The 26,076-nt window shown below is 72.3% G+C and carries 26 protein-coding genes; 13 read left to right on the forward strand and 13 right to left on the reverse strand.

Features of this window, described 5'->3' with window-relative positions; translation table 11 throughout:
- Window positions 1-6: 6 nt before the first annotated feature.
- Complete coding sequence (locus P3T29_RS07180) at window positions 7-1,065, reverse strand: 2-dehydropantoate 2-reductase N-terminal domain-containing protein (RefSeq protein WP_280715467.1); 1,059 nt, start codon at window positions 1,063-1,065, stop codon at window positions 7-9.
- A 41-nt stretch (window positions 1,066-1,106) separates the two neighbouring features.
- Window positions 1,107-1,964, reverse strand: a complete 858-nt coding sequence (locus tag P3T29_RS07185) for a polysaccharide deacetylase family protein (RefSeq protein ID WP_280715468.1) — start codon at window positions 1,962-1,964, stop codon at window positions 1,107-1,109.
- Between the two features lie 201 nt (window positions 1,965-2,165).
- On the opposite strand from P3T29_RS07185, the gene P3T29_RS07190 reads away from it, so the two are divergent.
- Window positions 2,166-2,744 carry an AAA family ATPase gene (locus P3T29_RS07190; protein ID WP_280715630.1) on the forward strand — a complete coding sequence of 193 codons (579 nt, stop codon included), beginning with the start codon at window positions 2,166-2,168 and terminating at the stop codon, window positions 2,742-2,744.
- A 7-nt stretch (window positions 2,745-2,751) separates the two neighbouring features.
- Here the strand turns inward: P3T29_RS07190 and P3T29_RS07195 are convergent, their stop codons facing one another.
- Window positions 2,752-3,264: a GNAT family protein gene (locus P3T29_RS07195; RefSeq protein ID WP_280715469.1), complete on the reverse strand. Its 513-nt coding sequence runs from the start codon at window positions 3,262-3,264 to the stop codon at window positions 2,752-2,754.
- 106 nt (window positions 3,265-3,370) lie between these two features.
- On the opposite strand from P3T29_RS07195, the gene P3T29_RS07200 reads away from it, so the two are divergent.
- Window positions 3,371-4,639 carry an APC family permease gene (locus tag P3T29_RS07200; protein WP_280715470.1) on the forward strand — a complete coding sequence of 423 codons (1,269 nt, stop codon included), beginning with the start codon at window positions 3,371-3,373 and terminating at the stop codon, window positions 4,637-4,639.
- A gap of 5 nt (window positions 4,640-4,644) precedes the next feature.
- Here the strand turns inward: P3T29_RS07200 and P3T29_RS07205 are convergent, their stop codons facing one another.
- Entirely contained in the window at window positions 4,645-6,279 is a 1,635-nt protein-coding gene (locus P3T29_RS07205) for an FAD-binding oxidoreductase (RefSeq protein ID WP_280715471.1), read from the reverse strand.
- Between the two features lie 200 nt (window positions 6,280-6,479).
- On the opposite strand from P3T29_RS07205, the gene P3T29_RS07210 reads away from it, so the two are divergent.
- Window positions 6,480-7,637 (forward strand): methyltransferase, encoded by a 1,158-nt coding sequence (locus P3T29_RS07210; RefSeq protein WP_280715472.1) that lies wholly within the window; start codon window positions 6,480-6,482, stop codon window positions 7,635-7,637.
- A 70-nt stretch (window positions 7,638-7,707) separates the two neighbouring features.
- Here P3T29_RS07210 and P3T29_RS07215 read toward each other — a convergent pair whose 3' ends face one another.
- Complete coding sequence (locus P3T29_RS07215; RefSeq protein ID WP_280715473.1) at window positions 7,708-8,523, reverse strand: putative protein N(5)-glutamine methyltransferase; 816 nt, start codon at window positions 8,521-8,523, stop codon at window positions 7,708-7,710.
- 347 nt (window positions 8,524-8,870) lie between these two features.
- Window positions 8,871-9,038 carry a hypothetical protein gene (locus P3T29_RS07220; protein ID WP_280715474.1) on the reverse strand — a complete coding sequence of 56 codons (168 nt, stop codon included), beginning with the start codon at window positions 9,036-9,038 and terminating at the stop codon, window positions 8,871-8,873.
- A 343-nt stretch (window positions 9,039-9,381) separates the two neighbouring features.
- Here P3T29_RS07220 and P3T29_RS07225 point away from each other — a divergent pair, with 343 nt between their 5' ends.
- The 3 genes from P3T29_RS07225 (at window position 9,382) to P3T29_RS07235 (ending at window position 11,790) form a co-directional block, all read left to right on the forward strand.
- Window positions 9,382-9,699: a deoxyxylulose-5-phosphate synthase gene (locus P3T29_RS07225; protein WP_280715475.1), complete on the forward strand. Its 318-nt coding sequence runs from the start codon at window positions 9,382-9,384 to the stop codon at window positions 9,697-9,699.
- 328 nt (window positions 9,700-10,027) lie between these two features.
- A complete protein-coding gene (locus P3T29_RS07230; RefSeq protein ID WP_280715476.1) occupies window positions 10,028-10,594 on the forward strand; it encodes an ImmA/IrrE family metallo-endopeptidase in 567 nt (188 codons plus the stop codon).
- The gene (locus tag P3T29_RS07235) at window positions 10,591-11,790 is read left to right on the forward strand and encodes an MAB_1171c family putative transporter (protein ID WP_280715477.1); all 1,200 of its coding nucleotides are present in this window, start codon (window positions 10,591-10,593) and stop codon (window positions 11,788-11,790) included. Before P3T29_RS07230 ends, P3T29_RS07235 begins: the two co-directional genes overlap by 4 nt.
- Before the next feature lie 137 nt (window positions 11,791-11,927).
- Here P3T29_RS07235 and P3T29_RS07240 read toward each other — a convergent pair whose 3' ends face one another.
- Entirely contained in the window at window positions 11,928-12,398 is a 471-nt protein-coding gene (locus P3T29_RS07240) for a hypothetical protein (protein ID WP_280715478.1), read from the reverse strand.
- An 843-nt stretch (window positions 12,399-13,241) separates the two neighbouring features.
- Between P3T29_RS07240 and rox the strand changes: the two genes are divergently transcribed.
- Window positions 13,242-14,669, forward strand: a complete 1,428-nt coding sequence (rox, locus tag P3T29_RS07245; protein ID WP_280715631.1) for a rifampin monooxygenase — start codon at window positions 13,242-13,244, stop codon at window positions 14,667-14,669.
- Window positions 14,670-14,698: 29 nt separating this feature from the next.
- Here rox and P3T29_RS07250 read toward each other — a convergent pair whose 3' ends face one another.
- The 6 genes from P3T29_RS07250 to P3T29_RS07275 form a co-directional block, all read right to left on the reverse strand.
- Window positions 14,699-15,070 (reverse strand): nuclear transport factor 2 family protein, encoded by a 372-nt coding sequence (locus P3T29_RS07250; RefSeq protein ID WP_280715479.1) that lies wholly within the window; start codon window positions 15,068-15,070, stop codon window positions 14,699-14,701.
- Between the two features lie 348 nt (window positions 15,071-15,418).
- Complete coding sequence (locus P3T29_RS07255) at window positions 15,419-15,994, reverse strand: hypothetical protein (protein ID WP_280715480.1); 576 nt, start codon at window positions 15,992-15,994, stop codon at window positions 15,419-15,421.
- The gene (locus tag P3T29_RS07260) at window positions 15,991-17,382 is read right to left on the reverse strand and encodes a hypothetical protein (protein ID WP_280715481.1); all 1,392 of its coding nucleotides are present in this window, start codon (window positions 17,380-17,382) and stop codon (window positions 15,991-15,993) included. Before P3T29_RS07260 ends, P3T29_RS07255 begins: the two co-directional genes overlap by 4 nt.
- Window positions 17,379-18,188, reverse strand: a complete 810-nt coding sequence (locus P3T29_RS07265) for an ABC transporter ATP-binding protein (protein ID WP_280715482.1) — start codon at window positions 18,186-18,188, stop codon at window positions 17,379-17,381. The genes P3T29_RS07260 and P3T29_RS07265 overlap by 4 nt, the downstream gene beginning before the upstream one ends.
- Before the next feature lie 32 nt (window positions 18,189-18,220).
- Complete coding sequence (locus P3T29_RS07270) at window positions 18,221-19,015, reverse strand: zf-HC2 domain-containing protein (protein WP_280715483.1); 795 nt, start codon at window positions 19,013-19,015, stop codon at window positions 18,221-18,223.
- Window positions 19,016-19,050: 35 nt separating this feature from the next.
- Complete coding sequence (locus P3T29_RS07275) at window positions 19,051-19,611, reverse strand: RNA polymerase sigma factor (protein ID WP_280715484.1); 561 nt, start codon at window positions 19,609-19,611, stop codon at window positions 19,051-19,053.
- A 161-nt stretch (window positions 19,612-19,772) separates the two neighbouring features.
- Between P3T29_RS07275 and argC the strand changes: the two genes are divergently transcribed.
- The 6 genes from argC (at window position 19,773) to P3T29_RS07305 (ending at window position 26,039) form a co-directional block, all read left to right on the forward strand.
- On the forward strand, window positions 19,773-20,801 hold the full coding sequence (gene argC, locus P3T29_RS07280) for an N-acetyl-gamma-glutamyl-phosphate reductase (protein ID WP_280715485.1): 1,029 nt from the start codon (window positions 19,773-19,775) through the stop codon (window positions 20,799-20,801).
- A 17-nt stretch (window positions 20,802-20,818) separates the two neighbouring features.
- On the forward strand, window positions 20,819-21,973 hold the full coding sequence (argJ, locus tag P3T29_RS07285; RefSeq protein ID WP_280715632.1) for a bifunctional glutamate N-acetyltransferase/amino-acid acetyltransferase ArgJ: 1,155 nt from the start codon (window positions 20,819-20,821) through the stop codon (window positions 21,971-21,973).
- Window positions 21,974-21,991: 18 nt separating this feature from the next.
- The gene (gene argB / locus P3T29_RS07290; protein ID WP_280715486.1) at window positions 21,992-22,924 is read left to right on the forward strand and encodes an acetylglutamate kinase; all 933 of its coding nucleotides are present in this window, start codon (window positions 21,992-21,994) and stop codon (window positions 22,922-22,924) included.
- The gene (locus tag P3T29_RS07295) at window positions 22,921-24,141 is read left to right on the forward strand and encodes an acetylornithine transaminase (RefSeq protein ID WP_280715487.1); all 1,221 of its coding nucleotides are present in this window, start codon (window positions 22,921-22,923) and stop codon (window positions 24,139-24,141) included. Before argB ends, P3T29_RS07295 begins: the two co-directional genes overlap by 4 nt.
- A gap of 18 nt (window positions 24,142-24,159) precedes the next feature.
- Window positions 24,160-24,708 (forward strand): arginine repressor, encoded by a 549-nt coding sequence (locus tag P3T29_RS07300; RefSeq protein WP_280715488.1) that lies wholly within the window; start codon window positions 24,160-24,162, stop codon window positions 24,706-24,708.
- Between the two features lie 137 nt (window positions 24,709-24,845).
- The gene (locus tag P3T29_RS07305; protein WP_280715489.1) at window positions 24,846-26,039 is read left to right on the forward strand and encodes an argininosuccinate synthase; all 1,194 of its coding nucleotides are present in this window, start codon (window positions 24,846-24,848) and stop codon (window positions 26,037-26,039) included.
- The last annotated feature ends 37 nt before the right edge of the window (window positions 26,040-26,076 follow it).

Genomic DNA, 26,076 nt, shown 5'->3' on the forward strand with positions numbered 1-26,076 from the left:
GTCCGATCAGAGCGCCAGCAGCGTGTCCAGCTCCGCGTCCGACAGGCTCCCCGCCGCCCGTCCCGTCCGGGCGAACTCGTTGGCGAGCCGTTGCAGGGCCTCGTTGAGCGGCGTCGGTACACCGTGCAGCCGGCCCAGCAGGACGGCCTCGCCGTTCAGGTAGTCGGCCTCGATCGTGCCCGTGCCCCGGCTGAGGCTCTGCCAGGACGAGCCGCCGGCCCGTTCCTCGCCCTCCAGCGGCTGGACGGTGATGAGGTCGCCACGTACCGCGTGCTGCTCCTCGACGCCGGGGTAGGCGATGCCCGCCGCCGCCAGCACCGCGACGTACTCCGCCGTCACCCGGTGGTACAGCGCCATCCGTGGCTCGCCCTCGACCGGGCCGCCGACGGCCTCCAGCGCGTTGGCGACGTTGCCCAGCAGCTTGCCGTACTTCCAGGCCATCACGTCGGGCCGGACGGGTGCCAGGAACTTCGACTTCTCCAGGTCGGCGGAGATCTGCCGGACGGTCCCGTCGACGCCGTCCGGGTACCGACCCACGTGCAGGAAGCCGGTCAGCGGAGCGCCGTGGGCACTCACCCGGCCGGGCTCCGGATTGCTCGAGGGCAGCCAGACGCACATCCCGTAGACCCGGCGGAAGCGGCGCAGCGCCAGCCGCTCGCTCTCCACCCCGTTCTGCGCGCAGACCATCGGCAGCAGCTCGCCCGCCGTGCCCAGCGACACCCCGCCGTCATCCGCCCCGCCAGCACCCGCCCCGCCAGCACCCGTCCCGCCAGCACCCGTCCCGACCGGCCGGGCGGCCCACTCGGTGAGCAGGGCTTCGGCGTGCTGCGTCTTGACCGCGAGGATCAGTACGTCGTCGGTGCGCAGTTCCAGCGCCTGCGGCCCGTCCACCGCCGGGATCGGCAGCGTCCGGGTGCCGTCGGGGGTGCTGAGCCGCAGGCCGTCCGACCGCAGGGCCGCGAGGTGCGCCCCGCGTGCGACGAGGACCACCTCGTGCCCACTCTCGAACAGCCGACCGCCGATCGAGCCGCCGACCGCCCCCGCGCCGATGATGATGTATCGCATGGCCCGAGCATCGCATGTGGCGGCGCTGGGGCGGCAAGCCCTTACGCGCAGAGCTGACTGGCTGTCACCGCGCTGAGCCCGAGCTTCGCCAGCCCGTCCAGGATGCCGGGCAGCGCCTCAACGGTGCCCCGGTGCCCCATGTGCAGGGCCACCACCGAGCCGCCGCTGACGGCCTTGAGCAGTCGGCGCTGGAGGACGTCCGCCCCCGGGTCGGTGTAGTCGCGCGGGTCGACGTCGTAGGACAGGCAGTGCTGGTAGCCGACCAGCTTGGCCTGCTCACGCACCATCGGGGTGGCGTACTGGGCGGCGGACGGGCGGAACCAGCGTCCGATCGAGCCGGTGAGCTTCTGCAGCCGTTCGGCGCACTGGGTGATCTCGGCCTGCGCCTGGGCGGCGGTCATCGTGGAGATGTCCAGGTGGTTCTGGGTGTGGTTGCCGAGTTCGTGGCCGCCGTCCAGGATCCGCCGGGCCATCTGCGGCTGCTGGTCGAGCCAGCTGCCGACGGCCAGTACCGTCAGCCGGGCGCCGTGCTTTTCGGCGGCCGCGAGTAAGGCGGTGGCCAGCGCGGGATCACCCTGGCCGTGGAAGGTGAGGGCGACCTCGCGCCGGTCGCGCGGCCCGTTCACCACCTCGTCCGGGGTGTTGACGGCGAGCGGCGGCGCGGCGGTCGCACCGGCCGTCGCGGGCGCGGTCGGCGTCCTGGACGGCGCGGCGGGCAGCCCGGTGGCCGCCGGGCCCGCTGTGTTCAGGTGCGGGGGCTGCCCGGGGGCGGCGTACGAGGCCGGCCCGTGGGAGGTCTCGGAGGCGGAGTCGTCACAGGCGGCGATCAGCGCCCCGGTGGCGGTGAGTGCGGCCAGGCGGGCGGTGGATCGCAGCACGGTACGTCGGTCGACGGTCATCGTTGGACAGCCTAGACACTGCGGTATGCCTGTGCGATTCGGGAATCCCGGGGTCCGGTGGCCCGGGGAAGTTATGCTGCCCTGAAGATCGAATGAGGGGGCGGCGGAGTGACAGAGCACCGGAACACGGGTCACCGGCACGTAGGTCACAGGCACGGAGGTCACCGGGATGCAGATCACCGGAAGACCGAGCCCGGGCAGATCATCTTCCTGAACGGTACGTCGAGTTCGGGCAAGTCGAGTCTGGCCGCCGAGCTGCTCCGTACTCTCGACTCGAACTACTTCCACCTCTCCGTGGACGCGTTCAACGCGATGGGCGCCCGCCGCGCCGACCTGTTCCGCACCCCCGACGAGCTGGCCACGGCCCTCACCCGGATGCGGCAGGGGTTCCACCGCGCGATCGCCGGGATGGCGGCGGGCGGCAACAACGTCGTGGTCGACCACGTCTTCAGCGAGCGCTGGCGGCTGCTCGACTGCCTGGACGTGCTGGCCGGGTACGACGTGGTGCTGGTCGGCGTGCGCTGCTCCCTCGACGAGCTGCGCCGCCGTGAACTCGCCCGGGGCGACCGCTCGCCCGGCACGGCCGAGTACCAGTACGACCGGGTGCACTCGCACGGCGTCTACGACGTCGAGTGCGACACCGGCACCACCAGCACCGAGGACTGCGCCCGACTGGTCAGGGACTTCCTCGCCCGCCGGGACCGGACCGTGCCGACCGCCTTCGACCGGCTCCGTGAGCTGGACCTCGGCGTCCTCCTGGCGGAGAGCACACCCGCCTGACGGATCGTCAGGTCAGCTCGTCGGCCAGCAGATCCATCAGCAGGCCGTCGTGCCAACTGCCGTCGCTGCCACGCTCGTACGCCCGCATGACGCCGACCGGCCGGAAGCCGACCTTGGCGTAGCAGCGGATCGCGGCGGCGTTGTCGGCGGCGGGATCGATCACCAGCCGGTGGAACCCGTACTCGGTGATCAGCTGCCGGGCGAGGGTGCGGACGGCGTCCGTGCCGAGCCCCCGGCCGTGCACCGCCGGGTCGAGGAAGATGTCCAGGCCCGCGTGGCGGTAGTCCGGTGTGTTCTCGGCGTGCCACTGGATCGCGCCGACCACCCGTCCGCCGTACTCGATCGCCAGGACGGGCGTATCGGTGTCGGCGAGGTCCTCGGCGACCTCCGCCGCCAGGTCCGCACCGCCGCGCCAGCGCGCGTAAACCTCGGGCGTGGCCCGGATCGCCGCCAGCACCGGGACGTCGGCGGCGGTCGCCGGGCGCAGCGCGACACTCCTGCCGCACAGCGGGGTCTGCATGGCCGGACGCTATCAGCGCGACGTCGCGCCCGAGCGGAAGCGTTGCCGACATCTCGGCCGGATAGGGTGCCCCGATTGCCCGAAACCGATGTACGAGGAGCGAGTGATGAGTACCCCCGCCGCGCGGCCGACGGACAGCCCGGGCCCGGGGCTCGAGCGGCGGTTGGGTGTCCTCGACGCCGTGGTGATCGGCCTGGGCTCGATGGTGGGGGCGGGGATCTTCGCCGCGCTCGCGCCCGCCGCCGGTACCGCCGGATCCGGGCTGTTGATCGGGCTGGGGCTGGCGGCGGTGGTGGCGTACTGCAACGCGACCTCCTCGGCCCGGCTCGCCGCCCGCTACCCGGCCTCCGGCGGCACGTACGTGTACGGCCGCGAGCGGCTCGGTGAGTTCTGGGGCTACCTCGCGGGCTGGGGTTTCGTGGTCGGGAAGACCGCTTCGTGCGCGGCGATGGCGCTGACGGTCGGGTTCTACGTCTGGCCGCACCACGCCCGGCCGGTCGCGGTCGCCGCCGTGGTGGCGCTGACGGCGGTGAACTACGCGGGCGTGCAGAAGGCGGCCTGGCTGACCAGGTCGATCGTCGCGGGCGTGCTGGCGGTGCTGGCGGCCGTGGTCACCGCCTGCCTGACCGGCGGCACCGCCGAGACCGCCCGGCTCGGCATCGGTGCCGACGCCGGGCCGGGCGGGGTGCTGCAGGCCGCCGGGCTGCTGTTCTTCGCGTTCGCCGGGTACGCCCGGATCGCCACCCTCGGCGAGGAGGTCAAGGACCCCGAGCGCACCATCCCCAGGGCGATCCCGCTCGCCCTGGGGATCACGCTGGCCGTCTACGCGGCCGTCGCCGTCGCGGTCCTGGCCGTACTCGGCCCGGACCGGCTCGCCCACGCCTCCGCCCCGCTGGCGGACGCCGTACGCGCCGCCGGCGCCCCCGCCCTGGCCCCGCTGGTACGGGTCGGCGCGGCCGCCGCCGCGCTCGGCTCGCTGCTCGCGCTGATCCTCGGCGTCTCCCGGACCACCCTCGCGATGGCCCGCGACCGCCACCTGCCGCCCGCCCTGGCCGCCGTCCACCCGCGCTTCCACACACCGCACCACGCCGAACTCGCCGTCGGCGCGGTCGTCGCGCTGCTCGCCGCCACCACCGACCTGCGGGGGGCGATCGGCTTCTCCTCCTTCGGCGTCCTCGCCTACTACGCGGTCGCCAACGCCGCCGCCCTCACCCTCACCGCCGCCGAGCGCCGCCCGCCCCGCGTGGTGCCGGTCGCGGGCCTGGCCGGCTGCGCCGTCCTGGCCTTCGCCCTGCCGCTCGGCTCGGTGTTCTCCGGCGCGGCCGTCCTCGCGGTCGGCGCCGCCGTGTACGGGGTGCGTCGGGGCGGTCGTTAAAAGCGTCAGCTCAGCGGGACGCCCTGCGGGAAGCGGAACAGTCCCGTCGGGTCGTAGGTCCGCTTCACCGTCCGGAGCCGGGCCGCGTTCGCGCCGTAGTACGCCTGCTCCCAGCCGCTCAGCGTCGGGTCGAGGTAGTTCTGGTACGCCTGGCCGCTCGCCCAGGGGCGCATGGCGTCCCAGACCGAGTTCAGCCAGGTCCAGGAGCGGTCCGCGCCCGTGCCGCCGACCACGCCTGACGGGTAGTTGGCGGTGTACTGGGCCGTGAACAGGCCGTCGCGGTGGACGAAGGCCGTGTCGGCCGCCCCGACGCGGTTGATCGCGCCGCCGAGCGCGTCGAAGGCCACCCCCGCGCTGCCACCCTGCGGGCCCGTACGCGGGTAGCGTTCCACCGCCGCGACCAGGGCCGCGATCCCGGCATCGGTCAGCGGGCGGGTGAAGATGTCCGAGCGCGCGCCGTACGACTCGCGGGTGACCCGGCCGTCCGGGGTCCGGCCGGGCAGGCTGCCCGGCAGATGGGCCGCCGACTGCGCCCAGCCCGAGACGCCGCCCATCACCTGCATCGTCTCCAGGTACGAGCGGCTGTGCAGCGAGGTCGAGGCCGGGGCGGCGCCCAACCGGTCGATGAGATTGCCGAGTTCACCCTGCGGGCCGAGGTAGTTGACGGTGCTGCCGAGCTGCAGCCGGCCGTCCGCCCAGGTCAGCAGGTGCAGGTCGGCCCACATGCCGTCCGGGGCACCGGGCGCCCAGGCCTGCCAGGCCCGCACCACCTCGGCCGCGCGGGACCACGGCCAGGACAGGAAGGCGTAAGAGCAGTCGGCCGCCGGGTGGGTCCGGAAGGAGAGCGAGGTGACGACGCCGAAGTTGCCGCCGCCACCGCCGCGCAGCGCCCAGAACAGGTCGTCGTCGCTGCCGGGACCGACCTGGCGGATCTTCCCGTCGGCGGTGACGATCTCCGCCCCGGTGAGACTGTCGCAGGTCAGCCCGTACGCCCGCCCGGTGACGCCGATGCCGCCGCCGAGCGCGAGCCCGGTCACCCCCACGGTCGGGCACGACCCGGCCGGGATGGTGGCGCCCCGTCCGGCGAGCCCCGCGTACACGTCGATCAGCCGCGCGCCCGCGCCCACCACGGCCCCGCCCGAGTCGCCCGTCACCGAGTCGAGCTTCCCCACGTCCAGCACCAGCCCGCCGCCCGAGGACCAGCCCGCGTAGCTGTGCCCCCCGCTGCGGGCGGTCACGGGCACGCCGTACCGCTGGGCGAAGGCCAGACAGGTGGCCACGTCGTCGGCGCCGCCGACATAGGCCACCGCGCTGGGCCGGAGCGAGTCGAACTGCGGCTGGAACAGCTGGCTCGCGGTGTCGTACCGGCTGTCGCCGGGCCGGATCAGCAGCCCGCCGAGGTCCTTCGCGAGCGCCGCCCAGTCGGCGGGCCCAGCGGTGGCGGTGGGGGAGGCGGACGTGCCGGTGGCGCCCGGCGTGGCGGCGGACGTCGCGGGTGCCGCGCCCGTCGGCGAGGCACCGGAGGCCGGCGGCTGCCCGGGCCTCCGGTCGTCGGAGCACGCGGCGACGCCCCCCGCCGTGATCGCCGCCAGCGCGGCCGCTCGCAGGACGGTCCGCCGGGAAGGGCTCGCTTCGGTCATCCGGTCAGTCTCCTCGCACTCTCGACCGGCACAGCACCGGCACACACCACGGACCGCCCGCCACCCGCCGCCCACCACCCGCCACCCGCCGCCTGTCACTCGTCACCCGGAAGAATCCTCCGTCGCCGCTCGGCCCACCAGGTCCACCAAGGCGGCGGAGGTCCGTGGCGCTCCCCGGACTCGGCTAGCCTGAGGGGACGATGAACAGTTTGACGACGTCATGGGGCGAGTTCGCGCTCACCCGCTTCCCCGAAGACCCCCGCGACCTGCTCCGCGCCTGGGACGCCGCCGACGAGTACCTGCTGCGCCACCTCGCGGGCACCGACGGCGACCCGGCGGTCGACCTGTCGGGCACCGTCGCCGTGGTCGGCGACCGCTGGGGCGCCCTCGCCACGGCCCTCGCGAGCCACCGGCCCGTGCAGATCACCGACTCCTTCCTGGCCCAGGAGGCGACCCGGGCCAACCTGCGGCGCAGCGGGGCCGCGCCGGACGCGGTACGACTGCTCTCCACCCTCGACACCCCGCCGGACCGGATCGACGTCCTGCTGATCCGGGTACCCAAGAGCCTCGCGCTCCTGGAGGACCAGCTGCACCGGCTCGCGCCGCGCCTGCACGCGGGCACCGTCGTGGTCGGCACGGGCATGGTCACCGAGATCCACACCTCCACGCTCAAGCTGTTCGAGCGGATCGTCGGACCGACCCGGACCTCGCTCGCGGCGAAGAAGGCCCGGCTGATCTTCTGCACGCCGGACCCGAAGCTCGCCCGCACGGGCAGCCCGTGGCCGCGCAGCTACGAACTGCCGACCGGCAGCGGCGCGGGCACCGGCCTGAGCGTCACCAACCACGCCGGGATCTTCTGCGCCGAGCGGCTTGACATCGGCACCAGGTTCCTGCTGCGCAACCTCCCGCACAGCCGTGGCCCCGAGCGCATCGTGGACCTGGGCTGCGGAAACGGCGTGCTCGGCACGGCCGTGGCCGTGGGCAACCCCGAGGCCGAGGTGCTCTTCGTCGACGAGTCCCACCAGGCGGTGGCCTCGGCCGAAGCCACCTTCCGGTCGAACGCGGGCCCCGACGCCCGGGCCCGGTTCCTGGTGGGCGACGGTCTCTCCGCCGTACCGGCCCAGACGGTGGACCTGGTCCTGAACAACCCGCCCTTCCACACCCACCAGGCGACCACCGACGCGACCGCCTGGCGCATGTTCGCGGGCGCGTGCGACGCGCTGCGCCCCGGCGGCGAGCTCTGGGTCATCGGCAACCGGCACCTCGGGTACCACGTCAAGCTGCGCCGGCTCTTCGGCAACTGCGAAGTGGTCACGAGCGACCCGAAGTTCGTCATCCTGCGGGCCGTGAAGAACTGACCTGCTGCGGGCGGGAGCGGCCGCCTGGACGGCCGCTCCCGCCGGGTGGTCCCGTCATCGCTCGGGCCCGTTACCGCTCGGGTCTGGTGCCGATCACCACGGTGGCGTCCAGCTCGTCGCAGGTCACCAGCCGGGGCATCAGCCCGTGGCGGGTGAACACCCCGACCGTCAGCGGTGCCTGCCGCTCGCTCGTCTCGACCAGCAGGTGACCCCCGGGGGCCAGCCACTCCGCCGCCTCGGCGGCCACCCGCCGCTGGATGTCCAGCCCGTCCGCCCCGCCGTCGAGCGCCACCCGGGCCTCGTACATCCGGGCCTCCGGAGGCAGCAGCCCGATCGCCTCGGTGGGGACGTACGGAGCGTTGGCGAGCAGGATGTCGACGCGGCCGCGCAGCGTGGCGGGCAACGGTTCGTAGAGGTCGCCCTCGTACACCTCGCCGCCGGCGGTGCCGAGGTTGCGCCGGGCGCAGCTCACCGCAGCGGGGTCGATGTCGGCGGCGTGCAGCTCCACCCGGCCGATGGTCGCCGCCAGCGCCGCGCCCAACGCGCCCGAGCCGCAGCACAGATCGACGACTACGGTCCGCGACCGCCGCTCGGCGCCGAGCGCCCGGGCGAGCGCGGCGGCCTGGCCGACGAGGAACTCGGTACGGATCCGGGGTACGAACACCAGGTGGTCCACGGCGACCCGCAGACCGCAGAACTCGGCCCAGCCGAGGACGTGTTCGAGTGGCAGGCCGACGACCCGCCGCTCGACCATGGCGTCGAGTTCAGCCGGATCGGGAGCGGCGGAGATGAGCAACTGCGCCTCGTCCTCGGCGAATACACAGCCGGCGGCGCGCAGCCTGGTGACGATGGCGGACTCGGAGACAGCTGACGGGGAAGTGGACACGAGAGCCTTTCGGAATGCCGAAGGGCGCTCTCCCGGTCACCTAGGTGTGGCGGACCGCAGGGCCGTGAGATGAGAGCACCCAGCCTGATACAGCGGTAATGGGTCCCACCTCCTCGGTTGGTCACGCACTGAAGACGGGCGTCACTTTACCCGATTCCGGGCCGGCGGCGTACCGGGATCCCACCTCGGGGTGAAGCACAGGCCCACCTGAACACCGCCGTCGCCACGGGCGCGCGGTACGTCTCCACGGGCTACGGCGCACCCGAGGACAAGTCCCAACTCGCCTACGACGGCAAGTAGTACGACCACCCGGGCGTCGTGATCACCGCCGCTGCCGGCGACGATGGCTACGGCACCTCGTACCCGGCGGCCTCGCCGTACGTGACGGCGGTCGGCGGCACCACGCTCACCAGGAACAGCGCCGACCCGGCACGCGGCTGGTCCGAGGCCGCATGGGGTGACGCCACCGGCCAGAACCCGGGCACCGGTTCGGGCTGCTCCACGCTGGAGCCCAAGCCCTCCTGGCAGACCGACACGCTGGGGCAGCTGGACGACGACCGTCGTCGCCCAGGATCTCGTCGCGGACACCTACGCCGGGATGTCGTTCTTCTGGCGGGTGACCACCCCGGGCGGCTGCTACCCGGGCCAGCTCCTCGGCAACCCCGGCTTCGAGACCGGCACGGCTGGCCCGTGGACGGCGACAGGGCTGACAGGACTGACAGGGCTGACGAACGGCGAGAGCAGGCGGGAGCCGTAGTCGAGCACGACGGTTGACCAGCTGGGCTGACCTGTGACAGCCCTCTCGCCATCCCTGAAAATTCGTCGAATTCGTAGCGGGGCCATGCCTACCCTGGTGGCATGGCCCACGCGAAGACCTCGTACGTCTGCCTGCCCTGCCGGGCCTCGTACAAGCAGCCCTACGACAGGGAACGACAGCGGATCTGCCCGCGCTGCTCCGAGCCGTTGACCCACGTGGGGTCGGCTTTCGCCGCGCCCCGGCGACGGGACACTGCGGCCTGGCGGACTCTCTCGGTCCTGTTGAACGCAGGCGTGGGTTTCCACAAGAGCTGCTGTGGCGGCCCGGGGTGCCGGCCCCGCACTCTGCGCGAGGTGCGCGAGCGGATGACGTACGCCCGACGTACTGGCGAGCCCGTGGGCAAAGCCCTTGTGCGGTAAGCGTCCTGACTGGTTGACACAGCCTGACCTGCCTCGTTACGCCGTCGGCCAGGCCCGGTCGGTAGCAGCTGGGCCTTCCCCTGACCGGCAGACATGGCCACGCGGGGGCCGCCCTATGGGACGCGGGAGTGCGGGAGGTCGCGCTGCGTGCCGTGACGCTCTCCCCGGAGGGGCTGGGCACGATCAGCGACATGATCGAGGCGATCGCCCGGCGCGAGCGCGGGGCGGGAACCCGGCGCCCGTCCTGATCCCCCGGAGTGTCGGCTGCCTTCTCTACGATGGGTCGGTGGCGGGCCGATCGACGGCTCGGCGGTGGGTGGGAGCAGCGATGGTGGACGTGAACTGGCGTCGTCGGGCGTTATGGCGGCGATGTCGGCGGATCGCGGGTTCGGTGCTGCTGCCGGAGCCGTTCGACCTGACGACGCTGGCGGTGACGCTGTCGCGGCGGGTGGGGCGCCCGGTCGAGTTCGTGCCGCTGCGGCGCGGGGAGTTCGGCCCCTGCGGGCTGCTGGTGACCACCGACCGTGCGGAGTACATCGGGTACCCGGGTGACACCACGCCGCTCCACCAGCGGCACATCGTGCTGCACGAGGTCGGCCATCTGCTGTGCGGGCACCGTGGTGAGAGTTCTCTCGGCCCGGGTACGGCGAAGGCCCTGCTGCCGAATCTGCCGGGGGAGCTGGTCCGCCGGGTGCTGGGCCGTGATGTCTACAGCGAGGTGGAGGAGCGGGAGGCCGAGCTGTTCGCCTCGCTGGTGCTGCACCGCGCCGCCCGCGAGAGGGCGGCAGCACCGAGCGCCGCCGAGCAGGCGGGGGCGGCGGAGACGGTGGCCCGGCTGGGCTCGATGTTCGATGTGCCGTCGCGGGAGTGCGGCACGGAACAGGCCGGCGCGTGATCGACGCCGCCGGGTTGCTGACCTGTGCCGTCGCGGTGGCGGGAGCGCTCTGCCGCCTGTGGCTCGGCCGGGGCGTCCGGACTGGCAGGGGCGCCGAGTTCCTGGTGGGCTTCGCCGTCTGCATCGGCGCGTCGGCGGTGTTTCTGGCGCCCGTCTCCGCCAGTGCCGGCGAGCCGTGGATACCGTTGTGGCGGGTTTTTCCGCTGCTCGGCATGGAGTGCAGGCTCGCCGCCGAGTGCTTCCTCGCGCTCATGGCGTATGCGGTGCAGGCCGCTGACAACGCCTCGGCGCGGATGCGCCGCCAGACGGTCTGGTCGGTGCTGGTGATGGCCGTCGACGTGGCGCTGTACTTCGCCATGACGGTGAGTCCGACGGGAGATGTGCTGGCGGTCGGGGTCGGTGGGCGGGTGGCGCTCGCGGTGTTCGACACCGTCTTCGTCGCGCACAGCTTCTGGTGTGTGGGCCTGTTCACCGTGGTGATCCACCGCTCGGTCCGGCACGTGGGAGCCGGACTGCTACGGGTGGGCCTGCGGCTGGTGGTGGCCGGCGGGGTGGCCGGTCTCGTCTGGACGGCGCTGAGCTTCGTCCCGATCGGGGAGGGTCTGGCGACGGGCCGTCAGTACAGCGCGGAGGACGTCTTCTCGGCGCCGGCGGCCGTGCTGACCATGACGTTGGGGATCGGCGGTGCAACGCTGACGGCGTGGGGACGGTACGCGACGGCGCCCGTCCGCTGGCTGCGCGCCTGGCGCAGCTACCGGCGCATCGGCCCGCTGTGGTCCGCCCTGTACGCCGTGCGCCCCGAGATCGCCCTGCAGTCCTCGGCGGCCTGGTGGGGCCTGGGCGGGGTGGGGCGGAACGCGGAGTTCGCGCTCTACCGACGCGTGATCGAGATCCGGGACGGACAGCTCGCCCTGCGCCCGTACGTCCATCCCCGGGCAGCGGAGTGGGCCGGTGCGAGCTGCGGCGACTCCGACGGGCGCCAGTGCTCGGCGGCCGCCGAGGCTGCGGCTATCGCTGCTGCGCTGGAGGCGGCCGTGGTTGACCACCGGTTCTCCGGCAACGAGCACCGGGTGCCCGAGGTAGGGGCCGATCTCGAGGCGGAGGCCGGCTGGCTGGTCCTCGTGACCGAGGCTTTCACCGGGTCGGCGGCAGTGGCGGACGTACGGCGGCGGGTGCGGGCGGAGTTGGGCCTGTGACCTGGTGGAGGTGAGCCGACGTCGTTGACGGTGACGCGCCCCCGTGCGAACGCGCGACCGGCCCCGCCGCTCACGCGACGGGGCCGGCACTCAGGAACTCCACCTCAGGTCTGCTGACCCCGATTGCCGGTCGGTCTTTAGAACCCGGGGTTGTAGTTGGACCACCACAGGGGCCGGTTGGTGGAGTAGATCGTCATGTCGGCGTCTTCCTGGATGGCGAGGTAGGCGCCGGGGTGGCCGTCCGTGCCGCTCCACCACAGGGGTACGTAGTTCCAGCTGTACGCCACCAGGTTGCCGTCGCCCTGCATGATGAGGTGGAGGGCATTCGGGATGGTTCCGGTCGCCCAGATCGCCACGCCGTCGTGGTAGAGCACGACGTTGCCGTCGTTCTGCATCCACAGAGCGGTCCGGCCGCTGGGCGAGCGCCAGGCGTGGCCGACCTCGAGGACGCTGTTCGGGCCGATCACCGTCGCTGGGCCGCCGAGCGCAGCGGCGGCGGACACCCGGGCAGACTCAGGTGCGGCCTGCGCCGTGCCCGCCGCGACACCGCCCAGACCCATCGCGACGACTACGGCGATCGCTGCAACGCGCTTGCGGAAGCTGATCATGAGCACCTCATTCCTGTCGGGTGCGGGGCTCTGTCCCACACCGTTCACTTGACCGTGCGTGAGCAACATTCGCAGGCATCCAGGACGTTAGCCAGAATGAATTTAGCCAATTAGACACAGGCTGAAATGAATCACGTTGACATTGGGAGCTCCCTCCACAGGGCCCGCCCGAACTGGATGCCCGGGATGGCGCACGCCCAACTCGTCGTCATCGCCCACTGGTCCGGCCGCGTCCGTGCTGCCCCGCTCTCGTGCCGACCGCTCGGCAGCTCTCCGCCGGGCCCCGGAAGCTGAGCAGTTATGACGGTCCGTCAATGGGCTCGTGCGGAGCAGCGATGCACGGCCGCGCCCTCGACGACGCTCGAGTCGCCTTGCTGAAGAGAGTGCAGAACTTCGTTCCGCGGCTGCATCCGCAGGCCCAGGGGAGGTCCACGAGGGCCGTCGGCATCGCCGTACGCGCCGCGTCACCGCTACGGGAGGCGCCGGTCCGTCCACAGCGGACGACAAAAGACAAAGGCAAGGAGGTCACCCACTCCTTGCCACTCTCAATATATAGCGCACCGGGGGCCTTGCGGCAAGGCCCGGGTAGTACCCCAGAATGGTCGGCCGAGGCCAGAACCTGCCGAAAAGACGGATTCACGAAGATCGTGCGCTTTTATCGATGTATGGGTTTGCACGTGAACGTCGAACCGCCGGGGGGACTCGCGGTGCGGTTGCGAGGACTCGGCGCGGAGGTGCGATGTGCGGGTGCGCGGGTGCGCGGGTGTGCGTGCCGCCGGGCTGCGCAGAGCGGCTGGCCACCAATTTCCTTGAATAGGCCAATCTCGTTGAATGGGCGTTCTGATGATTGACGTGATCGTGGTCGGCGGCGGACCGACCGGCTTGATGCTGGCGAGCGAGTTGCGGCTGGCCGGCGTGCACGTGGTCGTGCTGGAGAAGCTGACCGAGCCGACCGAGGAGTCCCGGGGGCGCGGCATGCACGCGCGCAGCGTCGAGCTGCTGGACCAGCGCGGCCTGCTCGACCGGTTCCTCGCGGTCAGTGAGAAGTTCCAGGTCGGCGGTTTCTTCGGTGGCATCCACAAGGCGTGGCCGGACAAGTTGGATACGGCGCACCCGTACGGCCTCTCAATTCTGCAGCCGGTCACCGAGCGGCTGCTGGGCGAGCGGGCCCTCGAGCTCGGTACCGAGATCCGGCGCGGCTGCGAGGTGGTCGGGCTGAGCCAGGACGAGGACGGGGTGGCCGTCGAGCTGGCGGACGGCACGCAGCTGCGTTCGCGCTACCTCGTCGGGTGCGACGGCGGCCGCAGCATGGTGCGCAAGGGGCTCGGCGTCGGTTTCCCCGGCGAGCCCGCCAAGTCCGAGACGCTGCTGGGCGATATGGAGATGACCGAGGATCCGGCGACGGTCGCCGCCGTCGTCGCGGAGGTCCGCAAGACCCAACTGCGGTTCGGCACCATCCCCAACGGGGACGGGACGTACCGCGTCGTCGTGCCCGCCGACGGCGTGGCCGAGGACCGTACGACCCCGCCGACCCTCGAGGAGTTCAAGCAGCAGCTGCGGGCGACCGCGGGCACCGACTTCGGCGTGCACTCAGCGCGCTGGCTGTCCCGGTTCGGCGACGCCACCCGGCAGGCCGAGCGCTACCGGGTCGGGCGGGTGCTGCTGGCCGGCGACGCGGCGCACATCCACCCGCCGACCGGCGGGCAGGGGCTCAACCTCGGCGTGCAGGACGCGTTCAACCTCGGCTGGAAGCTGGCCGCCGCAGTCAACGGCTGGGCACCGGACGGGCTGCTGGACAGCTACCACGTCGAACGGCACCCGGTGGGCGCCCACGTGCTGGACAACAGCCGCGCGCAGATCACGCTGCTGGGGACCGACCCGGGTGCGACCGCGCTGCGGGAGCTGTTCTCGAAGTTGATGGACTTCGAGGAGGTGAACCGGTACGTGACCGGGATGATCACCGCCGTCGGGGTCCGCTACGACTTCGGCGAGGGCCACGAACTGCTCGGTCGGCGGATGCGGGACGTGGGGCTGAAGCAGGGGCGCCTCTACGAGCTGATGCACGGCGGCCGGGGGCTGCTGCTCGACCAGACCGGCCGACTCTCCGTCGCCGGGTGGGCCGACCGGGTCGACCACGTCGTCGACGTCACCGAGGAACTGGACGTGCCCGCCGTGCTGTTGCGGCCGGACGGCCACGTGGCGTGGGTCGGTGACGATCAGCAGGAACTGCTCAGCCGGCTGCCCAGGTGGTTCGGCGCTGCCGCCGGCTGAGCGGGTGCCGTTGCGGTTGACCGGTCGTCCTAGGACGGTCGGATGCTCCCGCCGACGAAGGTGTAGAGCTCGACGATGACGCCGTCCTTGCAGTGGGCGATGTCCATTCCGGTCGCGACCGGCGGCTGACCGGCCGGGCCGAACCGGAAGCCGAGGTGGCCGAGGTCGTCGTTGACGGAGACGGGGCCGTCGGGCTCGAACACCCAGTCCGGGGTCTGCGCACGCAGCTCTGTGGCGCGCTGGACGAGCGCCTCGCGGCCTCGGACGACGCGGTCGGGTTCGTGCCACACGACATCCTGGGCGTAGGTCTGCGCGATGGCCGCGTTGCGGCGCCCGGGGTCCGGCTCGTTGAAGACGTCGAGGAGGTTGCGGCGCATCAGGTCGGCGACGGCGCTGTTCATGGGTGGTCCTTCGGGCTGGCCGGCAGGGGGAGTTGTGGCCCCGGCCAGGCAGTCTCGCGCGGCCTGTGCCCCAGCCGCCTCCTGACCTGGACCGTGATCAACAGGCCCAGCGTGACGGCCGAACAGCCCAACGCACCCGATTACGCCGGAAGCGGCATGTCACACACCATCACACCAATGCGTGTGACTGAGCGCTTCGGTTGGCGAGCTGCGCCAACCGAAGCGCTCAGCGCCGCCCGGCTACCTGCCCGAGGTCGCTCCGCTCAGAACGGTTCGAAACCTGGCCGGCCGGGGGCGATCTCCTTATACAGGGGCGGCGCGGCGCGGCGCGGGGCGTGTCCGTCACCGTCACCGTCTCGGTCCTGCTGTCGCGTACAGGACGGTACCGGTCGCCAGCAGGGCCCACGCGGTCCCGGTGGACGCCGCCGTGCCGGGGGGAAAGATCATCCAGCTGGCCACCTCTCCCACGATGCCGCCCGGAGGCGGGACGAGGAGGGTGAACGCGAGCCAGCCGGTCGGCAGGGTCCATCCGAACGGTGCCCCGCACAGCACCGCCCCGAGCGCGGCCAGGCCGACCAGGCCCGCGCTGTCCCGGACGACGAGCGCGGCCGGGGCGAGGCTCGGCCCCGCCGCCTGGACCGCCAACAGCACCGCCCCGGCGACCGCGCCGATCAGCAGCACGTGCGCTGCCCGGCGGGGCATCCACCGGATCGCGGCCGTCCTCTCCAGCGCGTCATCCCGCCCGCCGAGTCCGATGGAGGCGGCAGCCACGTTCGTGGTGAGGACCAGGACCGCGATCTCCAGGTCGCCCGGGCCCCGGCCGGCGCCCTGGTCGAGGGCCCACACCGCCAGCGCGATCAGCGTGATCGCGGTGGCCGAGGTGGGCACCTGGCGTGAACGCGCGTACAGCATCAGCCATCTCATGGGGATGTCTCCCCCGTCAGCGCCGCGAGCTCGTTCTTGCAGGAGAGCGCGGCGGTGCGCACCTGAGCGATCCGCGAGCGCTGCTCGCCCGGCGACAGCTCCGTCAGCTTCTCCCAGGCGGCTTCGGCTTTCGCCCAAGTACGCTGCGAGTACACGTCGGTGTCGGGCTTCTGCAGCGGTTCGAGTCGGTGATCGCCGAGGGCCCAGCTCGCGGCGATGCTCTGTGCGGGGATGTCGACCGTTCCCCCGCCCTCCCGAGTGGTGTGCGGCTCGCAGTTCGGCGTCAGGCCCTGGGCGACCAGCAGGCGGGTCAGTTCCGCCCCCGCCGCATGGGCGATCAGCGGGTCGTCGAGGTCGATCAGCACCACGGCGCCGGAGAGTTGGCGTTCGTCGGCGATCGCGCGCAGCGCGGTCTCCTCGCGCACCCAGGTCGGCGCCTGGTCGCCCAAGGTGTCGTGCAGCAGGCGCAGCGCCTCCTTCCCGCGCGGCGCTAGTTCGGGCAGGTGTGAACGGTTCGCCTGCGTCACGCACACCGGGCCGTCGCAGACCAGGGCGGCGGCGGCCCGGTCGACGACGTAGGTGTCGCGCGCAGCGGCCGGGAGGATCAGCAGGGCCAGGGCCGTGCCGGCCAGGACGGGGGCCACCGCGAGCAGCCGGGCCCGGCGGGTCGCAGCCACCAGCAGTGCGAAGCCGGTGGCGAGCAGGCCGAGCAGCCAGAGCGTCTGGCCGAGGTGCACGGCACCGGACAGGGTCAGCAGCATCTCGCGCGGCATCTCGGTCACGGGGGACAGCAGGGCGAGCCGGTTCGGCGCGAAGCCCGACGGCAGTACCCCGTCCGTGGTCTGCCGCAGCAGGACGTTCAGCATCAGGAAGACCACCACCAGGAGCGGCGGGGTGAGCACGGAGGGCAGGGCCCGTGCGACGCCCATGCCGAATACGGCCCCCGCGACCAGGGCCAGCGCCGCCACCAGCGAGATCGGCAGCCAACCGAGGGGCAGGTAGGTGGCGCTACCGAGCGCCACCTGGACCGCGCCCCAGACGACGAGCAGGCCGAAGGCCGCCGCCAACGAGATCGCCGTCGCCCCGGCCGGCAGCGCCGCCCGACGCCAGGCCGGCCGTGGCGTGGTCGTCAGCAGTTCGGTCATCCGCGAGCGGGAGTCGCGCAGCCCGTGCAGCGCCCCGAGGCCCACCGCGATCGGCCAGCCGAAGGCCAGCATGCAACGGGTGGTCAGCGCCATCGACGTCCACTGGGCCGTCCACGCCGCAGTGCCGTACCACCACAGTCCGTTGATCAGATAGAGGAACGCCAGGCTGCCGCCCAGGATCACGAGGCCGGCCCACGGGGCGGCGGAGCGCTTCAGCTCGATCCCCAACACGCGCCCGTTCACCAGGTACCACCCTGCGACTCGGAGGTGTGGAGCAGCGCCGAGTAGCCGCGCTCCAGGGGGCTGTCGCCCGGGTACTCGGGGCCGCCGGACGCGGCCAGGTCCTCCGGTGTGCCCTGGAAGACGAGGCGGCCGTCGGCGAAGAGCACCACGTCGGAGCAGGCGGCCGCGACGTCCTCGACCAGGTGGGTGGAGACGACCACGCAGGCGTCGCGGCCCAGTTCCTGCAGCAGCTCCCGGAAGCGCAGTCGCTGCGCCGGGTCCAGGCCGGCGGTCGGTTCGTCCAGCAGCAGCAGGGTGGGATCGTTCACGATGGCCTGGGCGATGCCGGCGCGTCGCACCATGCCTCCGGACAGGGTTTTCATCCGGTGGTCGGCGCGGTCGGCCAGGCCCACCCGTTCCACGGCGCGTTGGACGGCCGCCGGGATGTCCGCTCTGGGAACCTCCTTCAGCCAGGCCATGTACTCGACGAACTCGCGTACCGTGAACCGCTTGTAGTAGCCGAACTCCTGCGGCAGGTAGCCGATCCGGCGGCGCAGGGCCCGCAGGTCGCCCAGCCCGCTCATGGAGGTGCCGCACAGCCGCAGTTCGCCCTCGGCGGGGCGCAGCACGGTGGCCAGGGACCGGATCAGGGTGGTCTTTCCCGCTCCGTTCGGCCCCAGGAGGCCGTGGGTGCCGGTGCCCAGGGACAGATCGAGCCCGTCGACGGCCATCTTCTTGCGTCCGGCCCGTACTTTCAGGCCGGTGGCCTGGATCTCCCAGGCGTAGGTCTTCGGCGCGGTGTCGGCCGCGCTCATCGCGGGTGTCATGCAGTGGCCCTTTCCAAGGGTCGAGGATGGTTTCACAACACTGAGTAGGCGCGCCTGCGGGCGATCACGGCGCCGATGCCGAGCGCGAAGAGAGCTGCCCACACGGGTAGTTGGTCCGGCCGCAGGACGACGGGGACGCGGCCGGTGCCCCAGGCGGGTGCCGCGATGACGGCGCCCCAGGCGATCGCCAGTGCGGCGGCGGCACGGGTCACGCCGACCACGCTGCCCAGCGCCAGGGCCATGGAGGTGAAGGCCAGCGAGGGCAGCAACCACTGCGCGGCCGTCATGGCGCCGGTCAGCCAGCCCTCCACCAGCAGCGCGGGCAGCACCACGGCGAGTACCGAGGTGCTGCGTCGCAGCAGCAGGGGCAGACCGGCCCGGGCGGTCGAGGCCGTCAGTTCGTGCGCCGGGTCCAGGCCGCGCGACCACGATGCCGCGACAGCGCACAGCGGCAGCACGGGCGCGATCAGCACCATGGGCGAGGCGGTGCCGAAGACCACCGGCGGCCCGGCCGCGTCCAGCAGCAGCGCCAGCAGGGTGACAGCGACGGTCATGACCAGCCACGGGGCCATGACCGGAGTCAGCCAGGCCGATACCCACCTCGGGCGGTACCGCCGCGAGGGCATCGTGACGGCCGCGTCCAACTGCGGTTCCAGACCGGCCCGGACGGTGTCGACGAGCGCGGCGAGGCCGGGCGCCTCGGTGGCCACGGAGGTTGCCAGACGGCTCCGGCACAGCGCGCACGTCTCCAGATGGGCCTCCAGCGCCCATACCGTGTCAGCGGCCATCGCCGCCTCACCACGTGCATAGTCGTCGATCAACCGCATCGACGCATGTGACGAATGTGACGCATGTTCCGCGCTCATGCCAGCGCCTCCCGCATCGCGATCCGGGCCCGGCGGGCGCGGGTCTTGACCGTGCCTTCGGGCAGTCTGAGCAGGACGGCGGTCTCCCGGACGGAGAGTCCGTCCAGCACCATGGCCTGCAGTACCTGGCGGAGTTCCGGCGCCAGCTGCCGCAGCGCGTCGCCGACGTCGCCGCCGACGGCCTTGGCGAGTGCCTCTTCCTCCGCTGCGGGCACCACCGCCCGCTCGGCGGCGGCGACCGGCGGTTCGGCGTGGTGGGCCCGGCGCCGGAACGCGTCGATGAGGCGCCGCGCCGCGATCGTCCACAGCCACCCGACGGCCGTCCCGCCGACCGCGCTGCCGGCGAACGCACCGGCCGCGCGCCACACCGCCAGATACGTCTCCTGCATGACCTCGGCGACGATCTGCTCGTCGGCACAGCGCCGGCGCAACCGCACCGCCAACCACGGCGACGTACGCCGGTACAACTCGTCGAACGCCCCCCGGTCACCCTTGGCCACCAGCCGGAGGAGGCGTTCCTCGTCCAGCTCGTCCGGTGCTCTCCTGCGTGATCTCACACCAGCCAGACGGCTGCGGCGGCCCGCAGGTTCTGCATCGGCCGTGAGCTGCGTCACAGCGTCCCGTGCGGACCGTGCGCCGCCCGGTCGCACCTCGACCTCCTTGCATGAATGTTCCGTGATGCGTATATTCATGCCAAGTCGTAGGAGAGGGAAACGCCATGGCATTGCGAGTCGCCGTCGCCGGCGCCAGTGGGTATGCGGGTGGTGAGGTCCTGCGCCTGCTGCTCGGTCATCCGGGGGTCGAGATCGGGGCGCTGACCGGGGGGTCGAATGCCGGGGCGCGGTTCGGGGGGTTGCAGCCGCATCTGCTGCCGTTGGCGGACCGGGTGCTGGAGGCGACCACTCCGGAGGTGCTGGCCGGGCACGACATCGTATTTCTGGGGCTGCCGCACGGCCAGTCCGCCGCCGTCGCCGAGGCGCTCGGCGAGGACGTGCTGGTGGTGGACTGCGGCGCGGACTTCCGGCTGAAGGACGCCGGGACGTGGGAGAGGTTCTACGGCTCGCCGCACGCCGGGACCTGGCCGTACGGGCTGCCCGAGCTGCCCGGTCACCGGGCCGCGCTGAAGGGCGCCAAGCGGATCGCCGTGCCCGGCTGCTACCCGACGGCCGTCTCGCTCGCGCTCTTCCCGGCGTACGCGGCGAAGCTGGTCGACCCCGAGGCGGTGGTCGTCGCGGCCTCCGGTACCTCCGGCGCGGGCAAGGCCGTCAAGGCGCACCTGCTCGGCAGCGAGGTGATGGGCTCGATGAGCCCGTACGGCGTCGGCGGCGGACACCGGCACACCCCCGAGATGGCGCAGAACCTGGGCCCGGTCGCGGGCGAGCCGGTGACCGTCTCGTTCACGCCGACGCTCGCGCCGATGCCGCGCGGGATCCTCGCCACCTGCAGCGCGAAGGCGAAGCCGGGCGTGACGTACGCGGCCGTCCGCGAGGCGTACGAGGCGGCCTTCGCGGGCGAGACCTTCGTCCGGCTGCTGCCCGAGGGGCAGTGGCCGCAGACCAGTTCGGTCTACGGCTCGAACGCCGCGCTGGTCCAGGTCGCCCTGGACGAGCACGCCGGGCGGGTGATCGCGATCAGCGCGATCGACAACCTGGTGAAGGGCACCGCCGGCGGCGCGGTGCAGAGCATGAACATCGCCCTCGGCCTGCCCGAAGAGCTCGGCCTCCCCCTGAACGGAGTCGCACCGTGACCACGCAGCACCCCAACATCGGCGTCACGGCGGCCAAGGGCTTCCGGGCCTCCGGCATCACCGCCGGCATCAAGGCGTCCGGTACGCCGGACCTCGCCCTGGTCGTCAACGACGGTCCGTCGCTCGCCGCCGCCGGTGTCTTCACCTCGAACCGGGTGAAGGCGGCCCCCGTGCTCTGGTCCGAGCAGGTCGTCAAGGGCGGGCAGATCTCGGCGGTCGTGCTCAACTCCGGTGGCGCCAACGCCTGTACGGGCGCGGGGGGCTTCCAGGACACCCACGCGACGGCCGAGAGGGCCGCCGGGGAGCTGGGCCTGAACGCCGGTGAGGTCGCGGTCGCGTCCACCGGTCTGATCGGTGTCCGGCTGCCGATGGACCTCCTGCTGCCCGGCGTCGAGCAGGCCGCGAAGGCGCTCAGCGCGGACGGCGGCGAGGCCGCCGCGATCGCGATCAAGACCACCGACACCGTGCACAAGACCGCCCAGGTCACCAGCCCGGCGGGTTGGACGGTCGGCGGCATGGCGAAGGGCGCGGGCATGCTGGCGCCCGGCCTGGCCACCATGCTGGTCGTGCTCACCACCGACGCCGACACCGACAGCGCGAGCCTGGACGCCGCGCTGCGCGCCGCGACCCGGACCACCTTCGACCGGGTCGACTCCGACGGCTGCATGTCGACCAACGACACCGTGCTGCTGCTCGCCTCCGGCGCCTCCCAAGTCGCGCCCGACCAGGGCGAGTTCGCCGAGGCCGTCGGTGCGGTCTGTGCCGATCTGGCCCGTCAGCTGGTCGGCGACGCCGAGGGCGCGAGCAAGGACATCCGGATCGACGTGACCGGCGCCGCGACCGAGGACGAGGCGGTGGACGTCGCCCGGACGATCGCCCGCAACAACCTGCTCAAGTGCGCCCTGCACGGCGAGGACCCGAACTGGGGCCGGGTGCTGGCCGCCATCGGCACCACCGAGGCGGCCTTCGACCCGGACCAGCTGGACGTCGCCATCAACGGCGTCTGGGTCTGCCGGAACGGCTCCGTCGGCGAGGACCGCGACCTGGTCGACATGACGGGCCGCGACATCGTCATCACCGCCGACCTCAAGGCCGGGCAGGCGAGCGCCTCGGTGTGGACCAACGACCTCACCGCCGACTACGTGCACGAGAACAGCGCCTACTCCAGCTGATCCCCGGGGGACAGAGCAGTGCAGATCGCACCCAAGGGCGAACAGGCCCGCAACAACACCGCGTTGCCCAAGGCCCTCACCCTGATCGAGGCGCTCCCGTGGCTGGAGCGCTTCCACGGCAAGACCGTCGTGATCAAGTTCGGCGGCAACGCCATGGTGGACGAGTCGCTGAAGGCGGCGTTCGCCCAGGACGTGGTGTTCCTGCGCTACGCGGGCCTGCACCCGGTCGTGGTGCACGGCGGCGGCCCGCAGATCAGCGCGCAGCTGGCCAAGCTCGGCCTGGAGTCCTCCTTCACCAACGGCCTGCGGGTGACGACCCCGGAGACCATGGACGTGGTCCGGATGGTGCTGGCGGGCCAGGTCCAGCGTGAGCTGGTCGGTCTGCTGAACGAGCACGGGCCGTTCGCGGTCGGCATGACGGGCGAGGACGCGCACACCATGACGGCCGTGAAGCGGTACGCGGTGGTGGACGGCGAGCAGGTGGACATCGGGCTGGTCGGCGACATCGTCAACATCGAGGCCGGCGCGGTGAAGGCGCTGATCGCGGACGGCCGGATCCCGGTCATCTCCAGCATCGCGCGCTCCACCGACGGGCACGTCTACAACATCAACGCGGACACCGCCGCCGCCGCCCTCGCGGTGGCGCTCGGCGCGGAGATGCTGGTGGTGCTGACCGACGTCGAGGGGCTCTACGCCGACTGGCCGAAGTCCGACGACGTGATCAGCCAGCTCGGCGCGAGCGAGCTGGAGGAGCTGCTGCCGACGCTCGCGTCCGGGATGCTCCCCAAGATGGAGGGCTGCCTGAACGCCGTCCGCTCGGGGGTGGGCACCGCCCGCGTGCTGGACGGGCGGGTGCAGCACTCGCTGCTGCTGGAGATCTTCACCGACGAGGGCATCGGCACGATGGTCGTGCCGGACGACGAGACGACCGTGATCGGGGGGCTGGCATGACCAGCGGGAACAAGGAACTCACCCAGCGGTGGCAGCACGCGCTGATGAACAACTACGGCACGCCCCGGATCCCGCTGGTGCGCGGCGCCGGAGCGAGGCTCTGGGACGCCGACGGCAAGGAGTACGTCGACTTCGTCGGCGGCATCGCTGTCAACGCGCTCGGCACCGCCCACCCGGCGGTGGTCGAGGCGGTCACCCGGCAGATCGGGCAGCTGGGCCACATCTCCAACCTGTTCCTGGCCGAGCCGACCGTCCGGCTGGCCGAGCGGCTGATCGAGATCTCCGGCCCCGAGGGCCGCGACGGCCAGGTGTTCTTCTGCAACTCCGGCACCGAGGCCAACGAGGCCGCGTTCAAGATCAGCCGGCTGACCGGCCGTACCCACCTGGTCTCGCTGCAGGGCGCCTTCCACGGCCGGACGATGGGCGCGCTCTCGCTCACCGCCCAGCCGGCCAAGCAGGACCCGTTCCGCCCGCTGCCCGGCGACGTCACGCACGTGCCGTTCGGCGACCTCGAGGCGCTGCGCGCCGCCGTCACCACCGACACGGCCGCCGTCTTCCTGGAGCCGATCCAGGGTGAGAACGGCGCGATCCCGCTGCCCGACGGCTATCTGAAGGCGGCCCGCGAGATCACCCGGGCGACCGGCACGCTGCTGGTCCTGGACGAGGTGCAGACCGGGATCGGCCGGACCGGACACTGGTTCGCCCACCAGGCGTACGAGGGCGTCGAGCCGGACGTGATCACGCTCGCCAAGGGCCTCGGCGGCGGGCTGCCGATCGGTGCGGTGGTCGCGTACGGCGAGGCCGCGAAGCTGCTCCAGCCGGGCCAGCACGGCACCACCTTCGGTGGGAACCCGGTGGTCGCGGCGGCCGCGCTGGCGGTGCTCGACACCATCGAGTCCGAGGGCCTGCTCGACCACGTCCGGAAGACCGGCGAGCGGCTGCGCAGCGGCATCGAGGCGATCGGCGACCCGCTGGTCTCGCACGTCCGGGGTGCGGGTCTGCTGCTGGGCATCGTGCTGACGGAGCCCGTGTCGGCGCGGATCCAGGCGGTGGCGCAGGAGGCCGGCTTCCTGTTGAACGCGGCCGTTCCGGGCGCCGTCCGGCTGGTGCCGCCGCTGGTGATCACCGAACAGGAGGTCGACCGGCTGCTCGCCGCGCTGCCGGGCATCCTGCGCGAGGTGCGCGAGACCGCCCCCGACGCGAAGCCCCGAGCGTAGTCCGGGAGAATTGACAATATGACCGCATCCCACCCCGACCAGCCCGCCGCCGGGCCGACCTCGCAGGTCCCGCAGACCCGCACCGCGCGCCACCGCCGGATCGTGGATCTGCTGACCCGTCAGCCCGTCCGTTCGCAGAGCCAGCTGGCCAAGCTGCTCGTCGAGGACGGACTGGTGGTCACCCAGGCCACCCTTTCGCGGGACCTGGACGAGCTGGGAGCGGTGAAGATCCGCAACCGGGACGGCGCGCTCATCTACGCCGTCCCGGCCGAGGGCGGCGACCGTACGCCGCGCGCGCCGATGGGGGAGTCCGCCAGCGAGGGCCGGATGGCCCGGCTGGCGGGCGAGCTGATGGTGTCGGCGACGGCCTCCGGCAACCTCGTCGTGCTCCGTACGCCGCCTGGTGCGGCCCAGTTCCTGGCGTCGGCGATCGACCAGGCGGAGGTGTTCGAGATCATCGGCACCATCGCGGGCGACGACACCGTCCTGCTGATCAGCCGGGACCCGTCCGGCGGCCAGGCGCTGGCCGACCACCTGATGCAACTGGCCCAGGCGAAGGCCCAGTAGACCGCCGGTGAATCCGTACGCACAGTCGTTTTGAGTTTCATGCGGTCTGGTGCATACTTATGCCTAACGCCGTATGGGACTGCAGTCGCAAGTCCCGTTCGAAGCCCTGTTGAAGCCCTGCTGTGAAGGAGAAAGCCGTGACCGAGCGCGTCGTACTCGCCTACTCGGGCGGTCTGGACACGTCCGTCTGCATCGGCTGGATCGCCGAGGAGACCGGCGCCGAGGTCATCGCCGTCGCGGTCGACGTCGGCCAGGGCGGCGAGGACCTGGACGCGATCCGCCAGCGTGCGCTCGACTGCGGAGCGGTCGAGGCCGAGGTCGCGGACGCCCGCGCCGAGTTCGCCGACGAGTACTGCCTCCCGGCGCTCAAGGCCAACGCCCTCTACCAGGGCCAGTACCCGCTGGTCTCGGCGCTCTCCCGCCCGGCGATCGTCAAGCACTTGGTCGCCGCCGCGAAGAAGCACGGCGCGACCACCGTCGCCCACGGCTGCACCGGCAAGGGCAACGACCAGGTCCGCTTCGAGGTCGGCATCCAGTCGCTGGCCCCCGAGCTGAAGTGCATCGCCCCGGTCCGCGACTACGCGATGACCCGGGACAAGGCGATCGCCTTCGCCGAGGCGAAGAACCTCCCGATCGTCACCACCAAGAAGAACCCGTACTCGATCGACCAGAACGTCTTCGGGCGGGCCGTCGAGACCGGCTTCCTGGAGGACATCTGGAACGCCCCGATCGAGGACGTCTACGAGTACACCCAGAACCCGGCCACCCCGCGCGAGGCCGACACCGTCGTCATCACCTTCGAGGCCGGCGTCCCGGTCGCCGTCGACGGCAGGAAGGTGACGGTCCTCCAGGCCATCGAGGAGCTGAACAAGCGGGCCGGCGCCCAGGGCATCGGCCGCCTGGACATGGTCGAGGACCGGCTCGTCGGCATCAAGTCCCGCGAGATCTACGAGGCCCCCGGCGCGATCGCCCTGATCACCGCCCACCAGGCCCTGGAGAACGTCACGGTCGAGCGCGAGCTGGCCCGCTACAAGCGGCAGGTCGAGCAGCGCTGGGCCGAGCTGGTCTACGACGGCCTCTGGTTCTCGCCGCTCAAGCGCGCCCTGGACGGCTTCATCAACGAGGCCAACCAGTCGGTCTCCGGCGAGATCCGGATGGTCCTGCACGGCGGCCGGGCCGTCGTCGACGGCCGTAAGTCGGACCAGTCGCTGTACGACTTCAACCTGGCGACCTACGACACCGGCGACACCTTCGACCAGTCGATGTCCAAGGGCTTCATCGAGATCTTCGGCCTCTCCTCGAAGATCGCCGCCCGCCGAGACCTGGCCTGAGCCACCCCTCACAGAGCCCCGGCCGTACCCCCTGACG

This window comes from Kitasatospora sp. MAP5-34 (assembly GCF_029894335.1).
GTDB lineage: Bacteria > Actinomycetota > Actinomycetes > Streptomycetales > Streptomycetaceae > Kitasatospora.

What these genes read in the sequence shown, in the direction of transcription:
- P3T29_RS07230 (WP_280715476.1), top strand. Translation starts at nt 10,028, where the DNA reads ATGGTGGACGTGAACTGGCGTCGTCGGGCGTTATGGCGGCGATGTCGG.
- P3T29_RS07250 (WP_280715479.1), bottom strand. Translation starts at nt 15,070, where the DNA reads ATGAACAGCGCCGTCGCCGACCTGATGCGCCGCAACCTCCTCGACGTC.
- P3T29_RS07240 (WP_280715478.1), bottom strand. Translation starts at nt 12,398, where the DNA reads ATGATCAGCTTCCGCAAGCGCGTTGCAGCGATCGCCGTAGTCGTCGCG.
- P3T29_RS07205 (WP_280715471.1), bottom strand. Translation starts at nt 6,279, where the DNA reads ATGACCGAAGCGAGCCCTTCCCGGCGGACCGTCCTGCGAGCGGCCGCG.
- rox (WP_280715631.1), top strand. Translation starts at nt 13,242, where the DNA reads ATGATTGACGTGATCGTGGTCGGCGGCGGACCGACCGGCTTGATGCTG.
- P3T29_RS07265 (WP_280715482.1), bottom strand. Translation starts at nt 18,188, where the DNA reads ATGACACCCGCGATGAGCGCGGCCGACACCGCGCCGAAGACCTACGCC.
- P3T29_RS07210 (WP_280715472.1), top strand. Translation starts at nt 6,480, where the DNA reads ATGAACAGTTTGACGACGTCATGGGGCGAGTTCGCGCTCACCCGCTTC.
- P3T29_RS07295 (WP_280715487.1), top strand. Translation starts at nt 22,921, where the DNA reads ATGACCAGCGGGAACAAGGAACTCACCCAGCGGTGGCAGCACGCGCTG.
- P3T29_RS07270 (WP_280715483.1), bottom strand. Translation starts at nt 19,015, where the DNA reads ATGCGGTTGATCGACGACTATGCACGTGGTGAGGCGGCGATGGCCGCT.
- P3T29_RS07180 (WP_280715467.1), bottom strand. Translation starts at nt 1,065, where the DNA reads ATGCGATACATCATCATCGGCGCGGGGGCGGTCGGCGGCTCGATCGGC.
- P3T29_RS07255 (WP_280715480.1), bottom strand. Translation starts at nt 15,994, where the DNA reads ATGAGATGGCTGATGCTGTACGCGCGTTCACGCCAGGTGCCCACCTCG.
- P3T29_RS07200 (WP_280715470.1), top strand. Translation starts at nt 3,371, where the DNA reads ATGAGTACCCCCGCCGCGCGGCCGACGGACAGCCCGGGCCCGGGGCTC.
- P3T29_RS07185 (WP_280715468.1), bottom strand. Translation starts at nt 1,964, where the DNA reads ATGACCGTCGACCGACGTACCGTGCTGCGATCCACCGCCCGCCTGGCC.
- P3T29_RS07195 (WP_280715469.1), bottom strand. Translation starts at nt 3,264, where the DNA reads ATGCAGACCCCGCTGTGCGGCAGGAGTGTCGCGCTGCGCCCGGCGACC.
- argC (WP_280715485.1), top strand. Translation starts at nt 19,773, where the DNA reads ATGGCATTGCGAGTCGCCGTCGCCGGCGCCAGTGGGTATGCGGGTGGT.
- P3T29_RS07225 (WP_280715475.1), top strand. Translation starts at nt 9,382, where the DNA reads ATGGCCCACGCGAAGACCTCGTACGTCTGCCTGCCCTGCCGGGCCTCG.
- P3T29_RS07300 (WP_280715488.1), top strand. Translation starts at nt 24,160, where the DNA reads ATGACCGCATCCCACCCCGACCAGCCCGCCGCCGGGCCGACCTCGCAG.